The organism is Aeromonas sp. L_1B5_3 (assembly GCF_963866575.1).
GTDB lineage: Bacteria > Pseudomonadota > Gammaproteobacteria > Enterobacterales > Aeromonadaceae > Aeromonas > Aeromonas jandaei.
This window is the reverse complement of record NZ_CAWMDN010000097.1, coordinates 39,336-52,190: the sequence shown is the minus strand read 5'-3', so window position 1 is coordinate 52,190 and position 12,855 is coordinate 39,336. Positions and strand designations below refer to the sequence as shown.

The following is a 12,855-nucleotide window of genomic DNA, read 5'->3' as shown; positions in this document are numbered from 1 at the left end:
ATATCCGCCATACCGGTGAACAGCCGCAGGCCTTGGAAGAGGAGGGTGGCAGCGGCCCGACCGTCTATCACAACGAATTTGGTGTAGTGAAAGCGAGTACCACCTGGCGCGCCCGCATCGGGAGCCCCGAAGCACCCCACAAGCCTATGGTGGACGGCCCGCAAATAGCCATGGTAGTGGGTCCCGATGGGGAAGAGATTTACTGCGACGAGCATGGCCGGGTGAAGCTGCAGTTCCCGTGGGACAGATATGGCAGCTCCAACGACCAGAGCTCCTGCTGGGTGCGAGTATCGCAAGGCTGGGCTGGCGGTCAGTACGGCATGATGGCGATTCCGCGCATCGGGCACGAAGTCATCGTCTCGTTTCTGGAAGGAGACCCCGACCAGCCTATCGTCACCGGCCGCACCTACCACGCCACCAACCGGCCACCTTACGAGCTGCCCGCCAACAAGACCCGCACCGTGCTGCGCACCGAAACGCACAAGGGCGAGGGCTTTAACGAGTTGCGTTTCGAAGACCAGGCGGGGCAGGAAGAGATTTATATCCACGGTCAGAAAGACCTGAACGTGCTGATAGAGAACGATGCCGCTTGGCATATCAAGCACGACCAACACACCGACATCGACAACGAGCGGGTGACCCGCATCAAGGCCAACGACCACCTGACGGTGGAGGGTGAGAAGCGTGACCAGATCAAGGCGGACTACTCGCTGACGGTGGATACCTCCATGCATCAGAAGCTGGGTCAATCTCTGCTGGTTGATGCTGGTCAGGAGGTGCATCACAAGGCGGGCATGAAGATCGTGATGGAGGCTGGTGCCGAGCTGACCCTCAAGGTGGGCGGCAGCTTTGTGAAGCTCGACTCCGGTGGCGTCACGCTAAGCGGTGGATCCATCAAGATGAACTCCGGCGGTAGCCCGGGCTCTGGCTCCGGTTGGGCCGGGCAGATGCCAGGCTTGCCGATGGGGGTAGTATTAGCGCCTTATGTTGTACCGCCAACACCAGAGATGATCCCGGCCATGTTGGTCGCGGCAAAAGCAGGTGTGGTAGCAATGCCCATGTGTGGCAAGCGCTCTAATGGCACATGTGAACGGGGGGACTGCACATGCAAACTCGATGGGAACAGTTAACGTCTCTGCATCGGTTATCTCCTGATAGCTTACCAATCAACTATTTGCTGATTGATGTGGCACGTTGGGAGGAGGCGCAAGAGGTGATCCATCAGCTCATTGAGCACCCCGAATTAACTCTGTTGTTTGCTGGTACGCACCACCAAGCCTTATTGGAGGTGAGTCCCCTTTTGCTTAGCCTCCCTTCCGAGCGCACTGTCAGGGAAACGTTGCTTACGGAAGTGCGAGAGAGGCGCGCAGGCGTTGCGCTGCGCGCATCGCTCTCTTGCGAAGAGCTAGCCAACCATTTCAGACAGTTCCTGACGGTGCCTGATGGGCAGGGGCAAAGTTATCTGCGTTTTTACGATCCGGCCATTTGGCTGGCTATCTATGCCTGCCAGTATGATGCCCCCTTGGTGAGCTCAGCGTTGGAGGCGGTGTACTTGCCTGACTGGTGCTCTGCAGCGTGGTGTGAAATTGTCAGCGCTGAGCACGAAGTGGCCTTTGAGCAACCGGTGTGTTTGAGTTCGGAATTGCTGACGATGGCCCAGAAAACCCGTCTGCTTTATAGCTTGCAAGCAGCCTGGATTGACCCTGTTTTGTGTTATGGTCTTGCATCTTCGCTTGCATACCTGATTGAGAAAGGCTTGACAGAGCAGTGGGAGCTTATGCCTTGGCTCACCCTGCTTAATGATTATCCTGCTCCCGTGTTGGATGGTCGCATGGCCCAGTGGTTGGCCACCTTCGATATTGAGTGCCATGAGCCGCTGGCTGTGGCAACCCGTTTTTGGCAGCATCAGCCAGTGGAGGCGTTATAGATGTCCGCACCAACCACGACTATGTCACCTGTAGTTAACAATGTCATTGATGAAGGGCTCTGTCAGTCGCCGACCATGTTGCCTTTTGTTCCGTTGCCAGCTGCTGCATCAAATGAGTCGTTTGCAGCGGTCAAATCCCCCTGCTCGTCAAAAGAGTTTGAAGACATCTTCTACGTCAGCGGCTCCAACTGTTTCTGGCTGGTCGAGAAAAAAGCCTTCAAGAAGATAAAAATGGTGGTCAGTGAGTTTGAAGCCAAGGTGCTTGGCTCATCCAGCAAGCTGCAAGCGCTAGCGGCACAGGGTATTCAACTCGATAGCCTGATGATTAGCCCGACACCATACAGCTTCTTGACCCCGGCTCAACAGCAAGAATGGAGCAACATTCAGGCGAGCAGGCCAGCCAGCCCTACCTTTTCGCCCTACGGAGATAACAGCCAGGCTGCGGTTCAAAAGCAATTTATCAATCGTGCCGCTGAAGATGCCAAATGTATCGAGCAACTGGAAAAGCTCAAACGCCAAGGGATTGAGCAAGCCAAGGCGCAAGGGTATGAAGTCGATAAAAATGGCCACTACTATGACCCGCGTCAGGTCAAAATTGGCAAATTGCTGGCGCAATACAACAAGGCCCGAGCCACGTTTGTAGCAGAAAAGCCTCCGGCAGAGCAGATTGAATCGCTACGACAGGCGGTGCTGAAAACCCAGACCCTGATGCAGGAGCACAGCAACGATTTGATGTGGCCGAGTGACGATTGGTTTAGCCATCGTCAGGAAACCCTGGCCAAGATGACTGCGGCCCAGCAGACCCTCAATCGCTGCATCAGCGAGCTTGGTGCGCTCGGGGTCGCCGTGCCAGAGTTTGCTCTGAGCGGCATAGAGGGGTGTGTGGCCGGTGATAAGTGCTACGCCAGTTGGTACGCCTATCTGGCCCAGAAAAAGCAGGCCGAAGAGGAGCTGGAGAAGACCACCAAAGCCTTTTTGACCGCGCTCGATAGCGGTTATGCCGCCAGCAGCGACAAAGAGAATCCCTTGTTGCCACCCCAGCAGATGTTTCAGCGTCAGCTCGATGCCATTAATGCTGCTCACAAGCAAGCGAACGAGCTGTACGAAAAGGCACTGTTGGCCTGCTCCCGTCAAGTCCCGCCTCGGGTATTGGCATGGGAAGGGGAATATCAGCGCCAACCCATGGACGTATTGACCAAGGGGGATTATCCGCTGCGCGAGATCTGCTCGGCGGCGTTATCGGCAGAGCCGCTCAGCTACTTCAGCCTCTGGCAGTTGCCGGTAGACAAGGTCAAGGAGCGGGCGGGTGACCTGCTCAAACTGGAGCAGGATCCGGTGCTGCTCGCCCTGCTGGCACAAGATGGCATTACCCCTCTCCCCCTACAAAAGGGCTGGTTCTACAAAGAGAGCGGCGCCCTCAATTTTGACAAGGTGGCCGACTACCTAGAGCAGAAGAACATCAAGGTGAAGGCGCTGGATTCATGGCGTAGCCGCTTTGCTGGACACCTTGGCACACTGCTCTATCGCTCTGACAAGCAGGTGGAGTTTGGTCCCTTTGATGAGTCACCCCAAGCGCAGCTGATGCGGATGATGAGTTACAGCGACTGGAAGGGCAAACTCAGCAGTTCCGGCAAGATAGACCCCCCGCCGATGACACTGACCTATCAGGACGGCACCGTCTCCATGCCTGGGCCGAGCGCCAGCTTGTCGGTCACGGCGGAGTTTTATCCTCTGCGCGGGGAGATCGACCTGTTCAGGATCACCTTGCCACGAGGCGCGAAACCCACGATAGCAACCCTGATCGCCCCCAAGAGTGGCAACAAGTACCAGATCAATCTGGGTACCTGGGCCGTAGATGTCCACGCCAAGGCGTGGGGCAAAGCGGGCGCCATGCTCAAAGCGGGCCGCGAGGCATCGCTCAATGCCAGCGTCGGGGGCATTAGCCTCAGCGGGCTCGATGTGGCGGTCAAGGCTGAAGAGAAGGGGGAATTTACCGCCGAGGTTGGGGCTGAGGTGGGCTGCAGTCTTTCAGGACGCCTGCTTTGGACGCCGGATAACAGCATGATCCAGCGTCTGAGGATAGATGGTCAAGCCGCCAAGCTACCACTGCAGTTGTGCAAGGCCACCACCGAGCTGAAGGCCGAAATCAAGAACACGCTGAGCGAGTTCCCCTTTATCCTGAGCTGGCGCAATAACCGGATGCGCCTGGGAGTCAAGGCCGGGGTGCTGGGGGGCAGCGCCAAGGCCAAGGGCTATTTCGAGTTTGAAGTGGATTGGCAATCTACCGGTTATGTAGTGGCCATGTTTCAGGATTTGCTGCGACGCTGCAACTACAAGCGCGTCGAAGTCTTCGCCGATGAGGAGAGCTATCAGCGGCTCTCCAGGGCCAGTCAGTTGGCACTGCTGCTGGGGGTCAATATTGGCCAGATAGTGGCGGCAGAGAAGGACTTTGTCGACCGGATTTATGGCAAGCTCAATCGCAGCCAGAATGCGGGTCTGGTGGCGTGGACGTTGTCTCATCACCTGCTGCCGAAACAGGCTAATCCCAATCCGGCATTACGCCCGGATACGGCTGGCGATGCCAAGGCCAATGCAGCAACAGAGGCCAAGTTAAAAGAGTGGGCCAATGGTCTACTGCCAGAGGCATTGGGGTCGTTATTGGGAACCTTGGTGGCTAATGCTAAAGATCTGCGTGTTAAGTCGTTAAATGTCGATTTGCCTGATACACAAGTTCATGTGTTACAGCAATTGACCATCGCTCGCTTGGTTGATTGGCTCTATAGTGGTAAAGCCACTCCTGATAATCGCCATAAATTTCAAGAGGCGATAAGCCGTATGACTGATATCAATGTACAAGATCAGATCGGTGCTTATAAGCGTAATCTTGCAACTTTAAACAGCTATATGTCGTCTGTAGCTGATGCAGATAATGATTTACTTCCATTGATGCTGATTAAATATAAATCGGCTAAGAGTGCTTTATCAAATCTTCGCTGGGAAAATGCACAACCTAACTACAAGATTTCTAATATGTATGGTCGTTCTCAGATTCAGGATGGGTGGAATGTTAAGCGTTAAGCAGTTTTCAACACTTGTGTTGAACTCACTATTCGCAGTCTCATTTGCAAACGCAGCTGCTGATAAGGTGGCTACAGCAGATGAGCTTTATCAACAAGCGGTTGTCCCTTATGAGCAAGGTTGGAGGAAAGGTGTTGATCTGATGATCCAAGCCGCCGATTTAGGCAGTGAGCAAGCGCAATGCTGGATTGCAAAAAGTGCAGTTGACTCGGTCTGGGTTTGGTCTGATATGTCTTACAAGTATTTTAAGATGGCAGCAGATCAAAGTGCACTATGTGGTTTGTTGGCCTTATCTGTTGATGAAGAAGGTGGCATTGCAATTATGCGCCCCAAGGCATTTCTTGTTGATGGGATAAGTGTCAATACATATAAGGAAAGATTTGATGCCGCTTTATCGTTAGGTATTTCTAAAAATAATATAGAAGCACTGAAATTAAAAGGTTTTCTCAGTGACAATAAAAATGAAGAGTGCAAGTGGTTTGAAAAGGCTGCAAATTTTAATGATGCTGACGCCCAATTCCGCCTTGCTAATAAAATAAAGAGTGGCTGCGGATGGTACGTCATCCCTGGCTCCCGTGAAAAATCTGTTCGTTACTGGACAGAACAAGCCGCCAATCATGGTAATCCAAGAGCTATGGAAAAAATGGCGGGCTATGCTCGAGAAGAACTGGATTTTCCTATGATGTTTTCGTGGCTTGAAAAAGCAGCGAACACCGGAAACTTTAACTCTGTTAGATTGATAAGCAGTTATCTGATGGGCGGAAACGAGTTTACCGTTATAGTACCAGAAAATATGCGTGATAATGTCAAAGCGTATGGTTGGTTATATACCATAGTGCAACAGTTACCTGAAGATAAAAGCGATATCAGTTATGCTGCGACACTTGATGATATGGCCAAGCTTGAGAAAGTTCTGTCACCAGAAGAGCTTAATAAGGCTAAATCTTGGGCTAACGAATGGATGAAAATGCATCAAATTAGAAGTTACTTCTTGGAGTTTGGAATGTAACAGAGCTTTTTGTGACTGCAAAAAAACACCTGATAGGGGCGTTTTTTCCCAAATCGATGCAGCTTGAATGCAACTAACTGAGTGTACAGGTCTAGTTATCATCTGACACCGGCCTCAAACCGGAGTCTTGTTTACGCTACTTTAGTGCGCACGTCCTTCGGTATCAATTTCATACCCTTCTTGAACATGTGGGCTGACCACTACAAAGGGTTTTCAGTCTCACCGGATAGCGCGCTGGCGCGGGCTCGGGTATAGTCCTGCGCCAGTTGCGTTATCCAGTTCAGCTGACTCGCGGTTATCCAGATAGTGGTGCGGATAGTGGTGCGGGTTGGCCAGTGTGAGGTGTGTTATGAAATTCAGTCCCCTGCTCGACGAGATGATGAAAGCCCTGCAGGTGCTGCCGGGGGTAGGGCCCAAATCGGCGCAGCGGATGGCCTTTACCCTGCTCGAGCGCGAGCGCAGCGGTGGCTTGCGGTTGGCCCAGCTGCTCTCCCGCGCCCTGACCGAGATTGGCCATTGCAGCCACTGCCGCACCTTTACCGAGAATGATCGCTGCGATATCTGCGCCAATCCCAAGCGGGAAGAGAACGGTCTGCTTTGTGTGGTGGAGAGCCCGGCGGACGTGGCTGCCATCGAGCAGACCGGCCAGTTTTCCGGCCGCTACTTCGTGCTGATGGGCCATCTGTCTCCGTTGGACGGCATCGGCCCCGAGGAGCTGGGGCTCGATATTCTGGAGCGTCGCCTGAAAGATGAGGCGATCAGCGAACTGATCCTCGCCACCAACCCCACCATCGAAGGGGATGCCACCGCCTGGTATATCGCCGATATGGCCCGTGCCGCCGGGGTGGAGGTGAGCCGCATCGCCCATGGCGTGCCGGTGGGGGGCGAGCTGGAGCTGGTGGATGGCACCACGCTCTCCCACTCCCTGATGGGGCGCCAGCGCCTCAAATAAGGGGCTGGATAGGATTGTGCCATTACGGCCTGATCAGAAAATCGGCAGTTGAATGGAAAAAGGGGGCGAATGAGCAGGATTGCACATTCGCCCCCTTGATATTTGGATCCCTGTCCCCATCTAGGTTGGGCGTATGTTCAACCCGATGTTTCTGAGGATTGGTCCATGACCCAAAGTGTTCATGCCGAAACCCACGGCTTTCAAACTGAAGTCAAACAACTGCTGAGCCTGATGGCTCACAGCCTCTACTCCAACAAAGAAGTATTCCTGCGCGAGCTGATCTCCAACGCATCCGATGCGGCGGACAAGCTGCGCTTCAAGGCGCTTTCCGATGCCTCTTTGTTCGAAAACGACGGCCAGTTGCGTGTGCGCCTGGTGGTGGACAAAGAGAAGCGTACCCTGACCATCTCCGATAACGGGATCGGTATGACCCGTGATCAGGTGATCGAGCACCTGGGTACCATCGCCAAGTCCGGCACTGCAGAATTCTTCAAAAACCTCTCCGGCGATCAGGGACGTGACTCCCAGCTGATCGGCCAGTTCGGGGTCGGTTTCTACTCCGCCTTTATCGTTGCCGACAAGGTGACCGTGGTGTCCCGCGCCGCCGGTACAGCTCCGGAGCAGGGCGTACAGTGGGAATCGGAAGGGGAAGGCTCCTTCACCGTGGCTGACGTGACCAAAGAGGGTCGCGGTACCGATGTCATCCTGCACCTGCGTGCCGAAGAGGACGAGTTCCTCGACGACTGGCGTCTGCGCTCCGTGGTGAGCAAATACTCCGACCACATCAGCGTGCCGGTGGAAATGTACAAAGAGGGTACGCCGGATCGCGAAGAGGATGGTGAAACCATCGTCGGCACCCCGGGCGAGTGGGAGCAGGTCAACCGCGCGACTGCACTGTGGACCCGCAACCCGAAAGATATCAAGGACGAGGAGTATCAGGAGTTCTACAAGCACGTCGCCCACGACTTTGAAGATCCGCTGCTGTGGGGTCACAACCGGGTGGAAGGGGCTCAGGAGTACACCAGCCTGCTCTACGTACCGGCCCGCGCACCGTTCGATCTCTACAACCGCGAGCAGAAGCACGGTCTGAAGCTCTACGTACAGCGCGTCTTTATCATGGACGACGCCGAGCAGTTTATGCCGACCTACCTGCGCTTCGTCAAAGGGGTGCTGGACTCCAACGATCTGCCGCTCAACGTCAGCCGTGAAATCCTGCAGGACAACAAGGTGACCGCCTCTCTGCGCAAGGCTTGCTCCAAGCGCGTCCTGACCATGCTCTCCAAGCTGGCGAAAGATGATGCCGAGAAGTACGCCAAGTTCTGGAAAGAGTTCGGTAACGTGCTCAAAGAGGGCCCGGCCGAGGATTACGCCAACCGCGAAGAGATCGCCAAACTGCTGCGCTTTGCCAGCACCGCTGGCGAGGGCGAAGCCCAGACCGTCTCTCTCGAGGATTATGTTGGCCGCATGAAGGAAGGTCAGCAGAAGATCTACTACATCACTGCTGACTCTTATGCCGCAGCCAAGAACAGCCCGCACCTCGAGATCTTCCGCAAGAAGGGTGTCGAAGTGCTGCTGATGTGGGAGCGGGTGGATGAGTGGCTGATGAGCCACCTGACCGAGTTCGACGGCAAGCAGCTCATCTCCGTCACCCGTGGCGAACTGGATCTCGGCGATCTGGAAGATGAAGCCTCCAAGCAGGCGCAAGAAGAGGCCGAAAAAGCTAACGCCGGTCTGGTTGAGCGGGTCAAGAAGAGCCTCGGTGAAGCGGTGAAAGAGGTGCGTGTCACCCACCGTCTGACCGACTCCCCTTCCTGCATCGTGACCGACGCCTACGGCATGAGCACCCAGATGATCAAGCTGATGCGTGCCGCCGGCCAGCCGGTACCGGAGCAGAAGTACATTCTGGAGCTCAACCCCGACCACGCGCTGGTGAAGAAGCTCGACACCATTCAGGATGAAGCGCTGTTTGGCGAGTGGGTAACCCTGCTGCACGAACAGGCCCAGCTGGCCGAACAGGGCGGGCTGAACGATCCGGCGAGCTTCGTCTCCCGCATCAACCGCCTGCTGCTGCAAGCCTAAGCCGCGACTCCGATAACAAAAAGCCCACTGCATGTAGTGGGCTTTTTTGATCCCGCCGTGTGAGAACGGTGAAACACAGCAGCAGGGGAGGCGGCCAGCGCCTCTCTATTTACGATATTCGTTGTTGTAGTTCTGGATGAGACGGCGGGTCACCTCGTGCTGGGGATCGGCAAACACCTTGAGGGTCTTGCCGCGCTCCACCACCCGTCCTTCATGCATTACCAGCACCTCATCGCTGATATGGCTGACGATACCCAGATCGTTGGCTACCAGCACATAGCTCAGCCCCATGGTCTCCTGCATCTCCAGCAGCAGGTTGATAATCTGGGAGCGTACCGAGATATCCAGAGTGGTGAGTGCTTCGTCGGCCACCACTATTTTTGGGTTGAGAATAAGCGCCCGGGCCAGTGCGACCCGCTGCTGCTGACCGGAGGAGAGCATCTGCGGGTAGAAGAGGGCGTGATCGGGCAGCATGCCCACCATGCGCAGGGTCTGCACCACCTTCTCGCGGCGCTCCTCTTCGGTCATTTCGGTGTTGAGGCGCAGCGGCGTCTCCAGAATTTGGCCAACCCGGATCTTGCGGTTCAGCGAGGTATTGGGATCCTGAAAAATCATCCGCAGCAGCTTGCAGCGAGTCTGGTAATCGCCATGCACCATCAGCTGGCCGTCGATGGCGATGTCACCGCTGGTGGGCTCAATCATCCCGGCCAGAATACGGGCCAGAGTGCTCTTGCCGGAGCCTGCTTCACCGACGATGGCGAGAGTCTGGCCCACTTCAAGGTCAAACGAGAGGGGCTTGATCGCCTCCACCGCCTGACGACGGAACAGGCCGGTACGGTTCTGGTAGGTTTTGCTCAGGCCCCTCACTTGCAGCAGGGAGGGCTCAATTACATGCGCCTCTCTGGTGGGGGCGTTGCTGGTCATCATTTTTTCGGCTCCTCCATGTTCAGCGGGAAGTGGCAGCTGAACTGGTGTCCCTTCACCTTGTTCATCACCGGGGTCTGTACGCACTGCTTCTGGGCATAGGGGCAGCGGGGGCCGAGTCGGCAGCCGATAGGCAGGTGCTGCAGCGGCGGGATGACGCCGGGCAGGGTTTCGAGGCGCGACTTGTGGCGCACCAGCTTGTCAAAGTCGGGGATCGACTTGAGCAGCGCATCGGTATAGGGGTGATGCGGTGTCTCGAGGATCTGCTCGCGGGTGCCTACTTCCACCATCTGGCCGCAGTACATCACGTTGATGGTATCGGTCAGGTTGGCGATGGCGGCGATGTCGTTGCTGATGATCAGGATGGTGGTGTTGCCCAGCTTGTTCATCTTGTCCAGCAGCCGCAGGATCTGGGAATGGGTGGTGGACTCCATGGCGCTGGTGGGTTCGTCAGCTACCAGCAGGCGCGGCTGGTTGGCAATCGCCATGGCGATCATCACCTTCTGGCACATGCCATCCGACAGCTCATGGGGATAGGCGCGCATCACCTTGCGGTGATCCTTGACTCCGACCCGGTGCAGCAGGGCAATCGCCCGCTTTTTGCGCCACTGGAAGCGCTGCCAGAACTGTCCCTCGAAGGAATCGGTCGGGATCGCCTCTTCCAGCTGGGTGCCAATCTCCTCGGAGGGGTCAAGACAGCTGATGGGATCCTGGAAGATCATGGCGATCTCGCGGCCCATGATGCGGCGCCGCTCGCGGGGCGCCATGGTCAGCAGATCCATGTCGTTGAAGCGCATCCGGTCGGCGCGCACCGTCCAGTTATCCTTTTCGATGCCGACGATCACTTTGGCAATCAGGCTCTTGCCCGAGCCGGATTCGCCGACCAGTCCGCGGATCTCCCCCTCGTTGAGGGTGAGGCTCACCTTGTCCACCGCCTTCACCTTGCCCTGTGGGGTGTCGATCTCGATGGTGAGATTGCGAATATCTAGCAACGGCATCAGTCATTCCCCTCTTTGAGCGCTTCGCGGATGCCCTCACCAACCAGGTTGGTCACCAGCACGCTGAACAGAATGGCGATGCCGGGCAGGGTGACGGTCCAGGGGGCGAGATAGATAAGATCGCTCGAGTCTGCCAGCATGGCGCCCCACTCCGACTGGGGCGTCTGGGCGCCAAGGCCGAGAAAACCGACCGCGGAGATATCGAGGATGGCAGCCGAGAGGGTGCGGGTGGTCTGGGCCACCAGGGTCTCGACGATATTGGGCAAAATGGCCAGCCGCATGATCCGCAAGGGGGGCGAACCGTCGAGCCGGCTGGCGATGATGTACTCCTTCTGCATCTCGGCATGCACCGCGTTGTAGGTAGCCCGGATAAACGGCGGGATCAGCGCGAGGGTAATGGCGATCAGGGTGTTGCCAAGGCCCGGCCCCATGATGGCAACCATGATGATGGCCATCAGCAGGGAGGGGATGGAGAGCAGGGTATCGAGCAGATGGTGCAACACGCTCGATTTGAGCCCCTTGCTCATGCCGCCGAGGATGCCGATGGCAGAACCGACCACCATGGCGATCACCACCACGATGAGGGCGCAGCCGAAGGTGAGCCGCGCGCCGACCACCAGCCGGGAGAGGATATCCCGTCCCAGATCGTCGGTGCCGAGGAAGAAGTCGATATTGCCGTTGTTGGCCCAGGAGGGGGCCAGCAGCAGATGCTCGGCGTGCTGCTCATCGATGCCGTAGGGCACCACCAGCGGGCCGAACAGGGTGATGATCAGCAGCAGCAAAAAGCCCCACAGTCCGGCCATTGCAAGCGGATTGCGGCTGTAGGAGGCCCACGTCTGCTCCAGCGGCGAGAGGATCTTGAGCTCGGGATAGATGTTCGATTTATCTTGCATAGGGTACCTGGCTCCTGGTCACGCCATGAGCGCGTTTAATCTTGTTTGGCATAGAGCTCTTTGCGCCGTGCCGGATAGATAAGGGTGGTGAGCAGCTCGGTGCTGACACTGATCAGGATGACGAAACTGGCGATGACCAGGGTCGCGCCGCGAATGGCGGCATAATCCTGCAGGGCGATGCTGCTGACCAGCCAGCGGCCGATGCCATGCCACTCGAACACCACCTCGGTGATCATGGCGGAGGTGAGCACGCTGCCCAGCTGCAGACCGAGCAATGGCAGTACCGGGGGCAGAGCGTTTTTCAGGCCATGGCGCCAGACGATCTGCCATTTGGAGAGGCCACGGCTCGCTGCCGCCCTGATGTAGTTCTGCTTCATCACGTCGATGAGCGAGCTGCGCACATGGCGGATCACCTCGGTCGTCGGCACCACTGCCAGTACCAGAGAGGGGAGGATGAGGTGGCGCAGGGCATCGTGCAGCGCCGCCTGACGCCAGGGCTCCTGACTCAGCAGCACGTCGATGACGGCGATGCCGGTGATGGGCGGCACGTCATAGAGCAGGCTGATCTGGCCCGACGCCGGCAACCAGCCGAGATCCAGCGAAAATAGCATCACCACCAGCAGCGCCAGCCAGAACACCGGCACCGCATAGCCGATAAGGCCGGCGGTCATGATGGAGAGATCCAGCGGCTTGCCCTGTGACAGGGCGGCCAGGGTACCGAGCGGGATCCCCACCAGCAGCGAGACGGTGAAAGCGGCCAGACAGAGGATCAGGGTCGCCGGGAAGTAGTGGCGAATTTCGTCCAGCACCGGCAGGCCGGAGACGCTGGAGAGGCCGAGATCCCCGGCCAGAATATGGCGCAGGAAGTCGGGGTAGCCGCTCCAGAAACTCAGCTGATGGCCGAGCAGGCGATAGTCCAGCAGGTAGGCGACAAAGGTCAGGGCCAGCAGGGTAATGAGCAGCAGGTTGATGCGACGCAAGGTGTATAAAAGCAT

Annotated in this window: 10 protein-coding genes; 6 read left to right on the top strand and 4 right to left on the bottom strand. The window is 56.9% G+C overall.

The features are described 5' to 3' along the window. From tssI to htpG, 6 genes are all read left to right on the top strand, one after another. The coding region (gene tssI, locus AACR93_RS06990; RefSeq protein ID WP_043850266.1) for a type VI secretion system tip protein TssI/VgrG at positions 1 to 1,130 on the top strand (1,130 nt) is incomplete at its 5' end. Next, a complete protein-coding gene (locus AACR93_RS06985; RefSeq protein ID WP_082044070.1) occupies positions 1,106 to 1,927 on the top strand; it encodes a DUF4123 domain-containing protein in 822 nt (273 codons plus the stop codon). The genes tssI and AACR93_RS06985, both read left to right, overlap by 25 nt. Further along, positions 1,928 to 5,005 carry a hypothetical protein gene (locus tag AACR93_RS06980; RefSeq protein ID WP_156152915.1) on the top strand — a complete coding sequence of 1,026 codons (3,078 nt, stop codon included), beginning with the start codon at positions 1,928 to 1,930 and terminating at the stop codon, positions 5,003 to 5,005. Further along, positions 4,992 to 6,014 (top strand): tetratricopeptide repeat protein, encoded by a 1,023-nt coding sequence (locus tag AACR93_RS06975; RefSeq protein ID WP_043850264.1) that lies wholly within the window; start codon positions 4,992 to 4,994, stop codon positions 6,012 to 6,014. Before AACR93_RS06980 ends, AACR93_RS06975 begins: the two co-directional genes overlap by 14 nt. Before the next feature lie 349 nt (positions 6,015 to 6,363). Further along, a complete protein-coding gene (gene recR / locus AACR93_RS06970) occupies positions 6,364 to 6,966 on the top strand; it encodes a recombination mediator RecR (protein ID WP_005346280.1) in 603 nt (200 codons plus the stop codon). Positions 6,967 to 7,131: 165 nt separating this feature from the next. After that, the gene (gene htpG / locus AACR93_RS06965) at positions 7,132 to 9,045 is read left to right on the top strand and encodes a molecular chaperone HtpG (protein ID WP_043850263.1); all 1,914 of its coding nucleotides are present in this window, start codon (positions 7,132 to 7,134) and stop codon (positions 9,043 to 9,045) included. Between the two features lie 105 nt (positions 9,046 to 9,150). Here the strand turns inward: htpG and AACR93_RS06960 are convergent, their stop codons facing one another. The 4 genes from AACR93_RS06960 to AACR93_RS06945 are packed head-to-tail and all read right to left on the bottom strand — an operon-like array spanning position 9,151 to position 12,855. Further along, the gene (locus tag AACR93_RS06960; protein ID WP_043850269.1) at positions 9,151 to 9,969 is read right to left on the bottom strand and encodes a peptide ABC transporter ATP-binding protein; all 819 of its coding nucleotides are present in this window, start codon (positions 9,967 to 9,969) and stop codon (positions 9,151 to 9,153) included. Further along, a complete protein-coding gene (locus AACR93_RS06955) occupies positions 9,969 to 10,967 on the bottom strand; it encodes a peptide ABC transporter ATP-binding protein (protein WP_041210364.1) in 999 nt (332 codons plus the stop codon). The genes AACR93_RS06960 and AACR93_RS06955 overlap by 1 nt, the downstream gene beginning before the upstream one ends. After that, positions 10,967 to 11,860 carry an ABC transporter permease subunit gene (locus tag AACR93_RS06950; RefSeq protein ID WP_033114661.1) on the bottom strand — a complete coding sequence of 298 codons (894 nt, stop codon included), beginning with the start codon at positions 11,858 to 11,860 and terminating at the stop codon, positions 10,967 to 10,969. Before AACR93_RS06950 ends, AACR93_RS06955 begins: the two co-directional genes overlap by 1 nt. A 35-nt stretch (positions 11,861 to 11,895) precedes the next feature. Then, the gene (locus AACR93_RS06945) at positions 11,896 to 12,855 is read right to left on the bottom strand and encodes an ABC transporter permease (protein WP_041210362.1); all 960 of its coding nucleotides are present in this window, start codon (positions 12,853 to 12,855) and stop codon (positions 11,896 to 11,898) included.

Excerpts from the sequence above, each read along its gene's own strand:
- AACR93_RS06985 (WP_082044070.1), top strand. The coding sequence starts at position 1,106 with ATGCAAACTCGATGGGAACAGTTAACGTCTCTGCATCGGTTATCTCCT.
- AACR93_RS06980 (WP_156152915.1), top strand. The coding sequence starts at position 1,928 with ATGTCCGCACCAACCACGACTATGTCACCTGTAGTTAACAATGTCATT.
- AACR93_RS06975 (WP_043850264.1), top strand. The coding sequence starts at position 4,992 with ATGTTAAGCGTTAAGCAGTTTTCAACACTTGTGTTGAACTCACTATTC.
- recR (WP_005346280.1), top strand. The coding sequence starts at position 6,364 with ATGAAATTCAGTCCCCTGCTCGACGAGATGATGAAAGCCCTGCAGGTG.
- htpG (WP_043850263.1), top strand. The coding sequence starts at position 7,132 with ATGACCCAAAGTGTTCATGCCGAAACCCACGGCTTTCAAACTGAAGTC.
- AACR93_RS06960 (WP_043850269.1), bottom strand. The coding sequence starts at position 9,969 with ATGACCAGCAACGCCCCCACCAGAGAGGCGCATGTAATTGAGCCCTCC.
- AACR93_RS06955 (WP_041210364.1), bottom strand. The coding sequence starts at position 10,967 with ATGCCGTTGCTAGATATTCGCAATCTCACCATCGAGATCGACACCCCA.
- AACR93_RS06950 (WP_033114661.1), bottom strand. The coding sequence starts at position 11,860 with ATGCAAGATAAATCGAACATCTATCCCGAGCTCAAGATCCTCTCGCCG.
- AACR93_RS06945 (WP_041210362.1), bottom strand. The coding sequence starts at position 12,855 with ATGCTTTTATACACCTTGCGTCGCATCAACCTGCTGCTCATTACCCTG.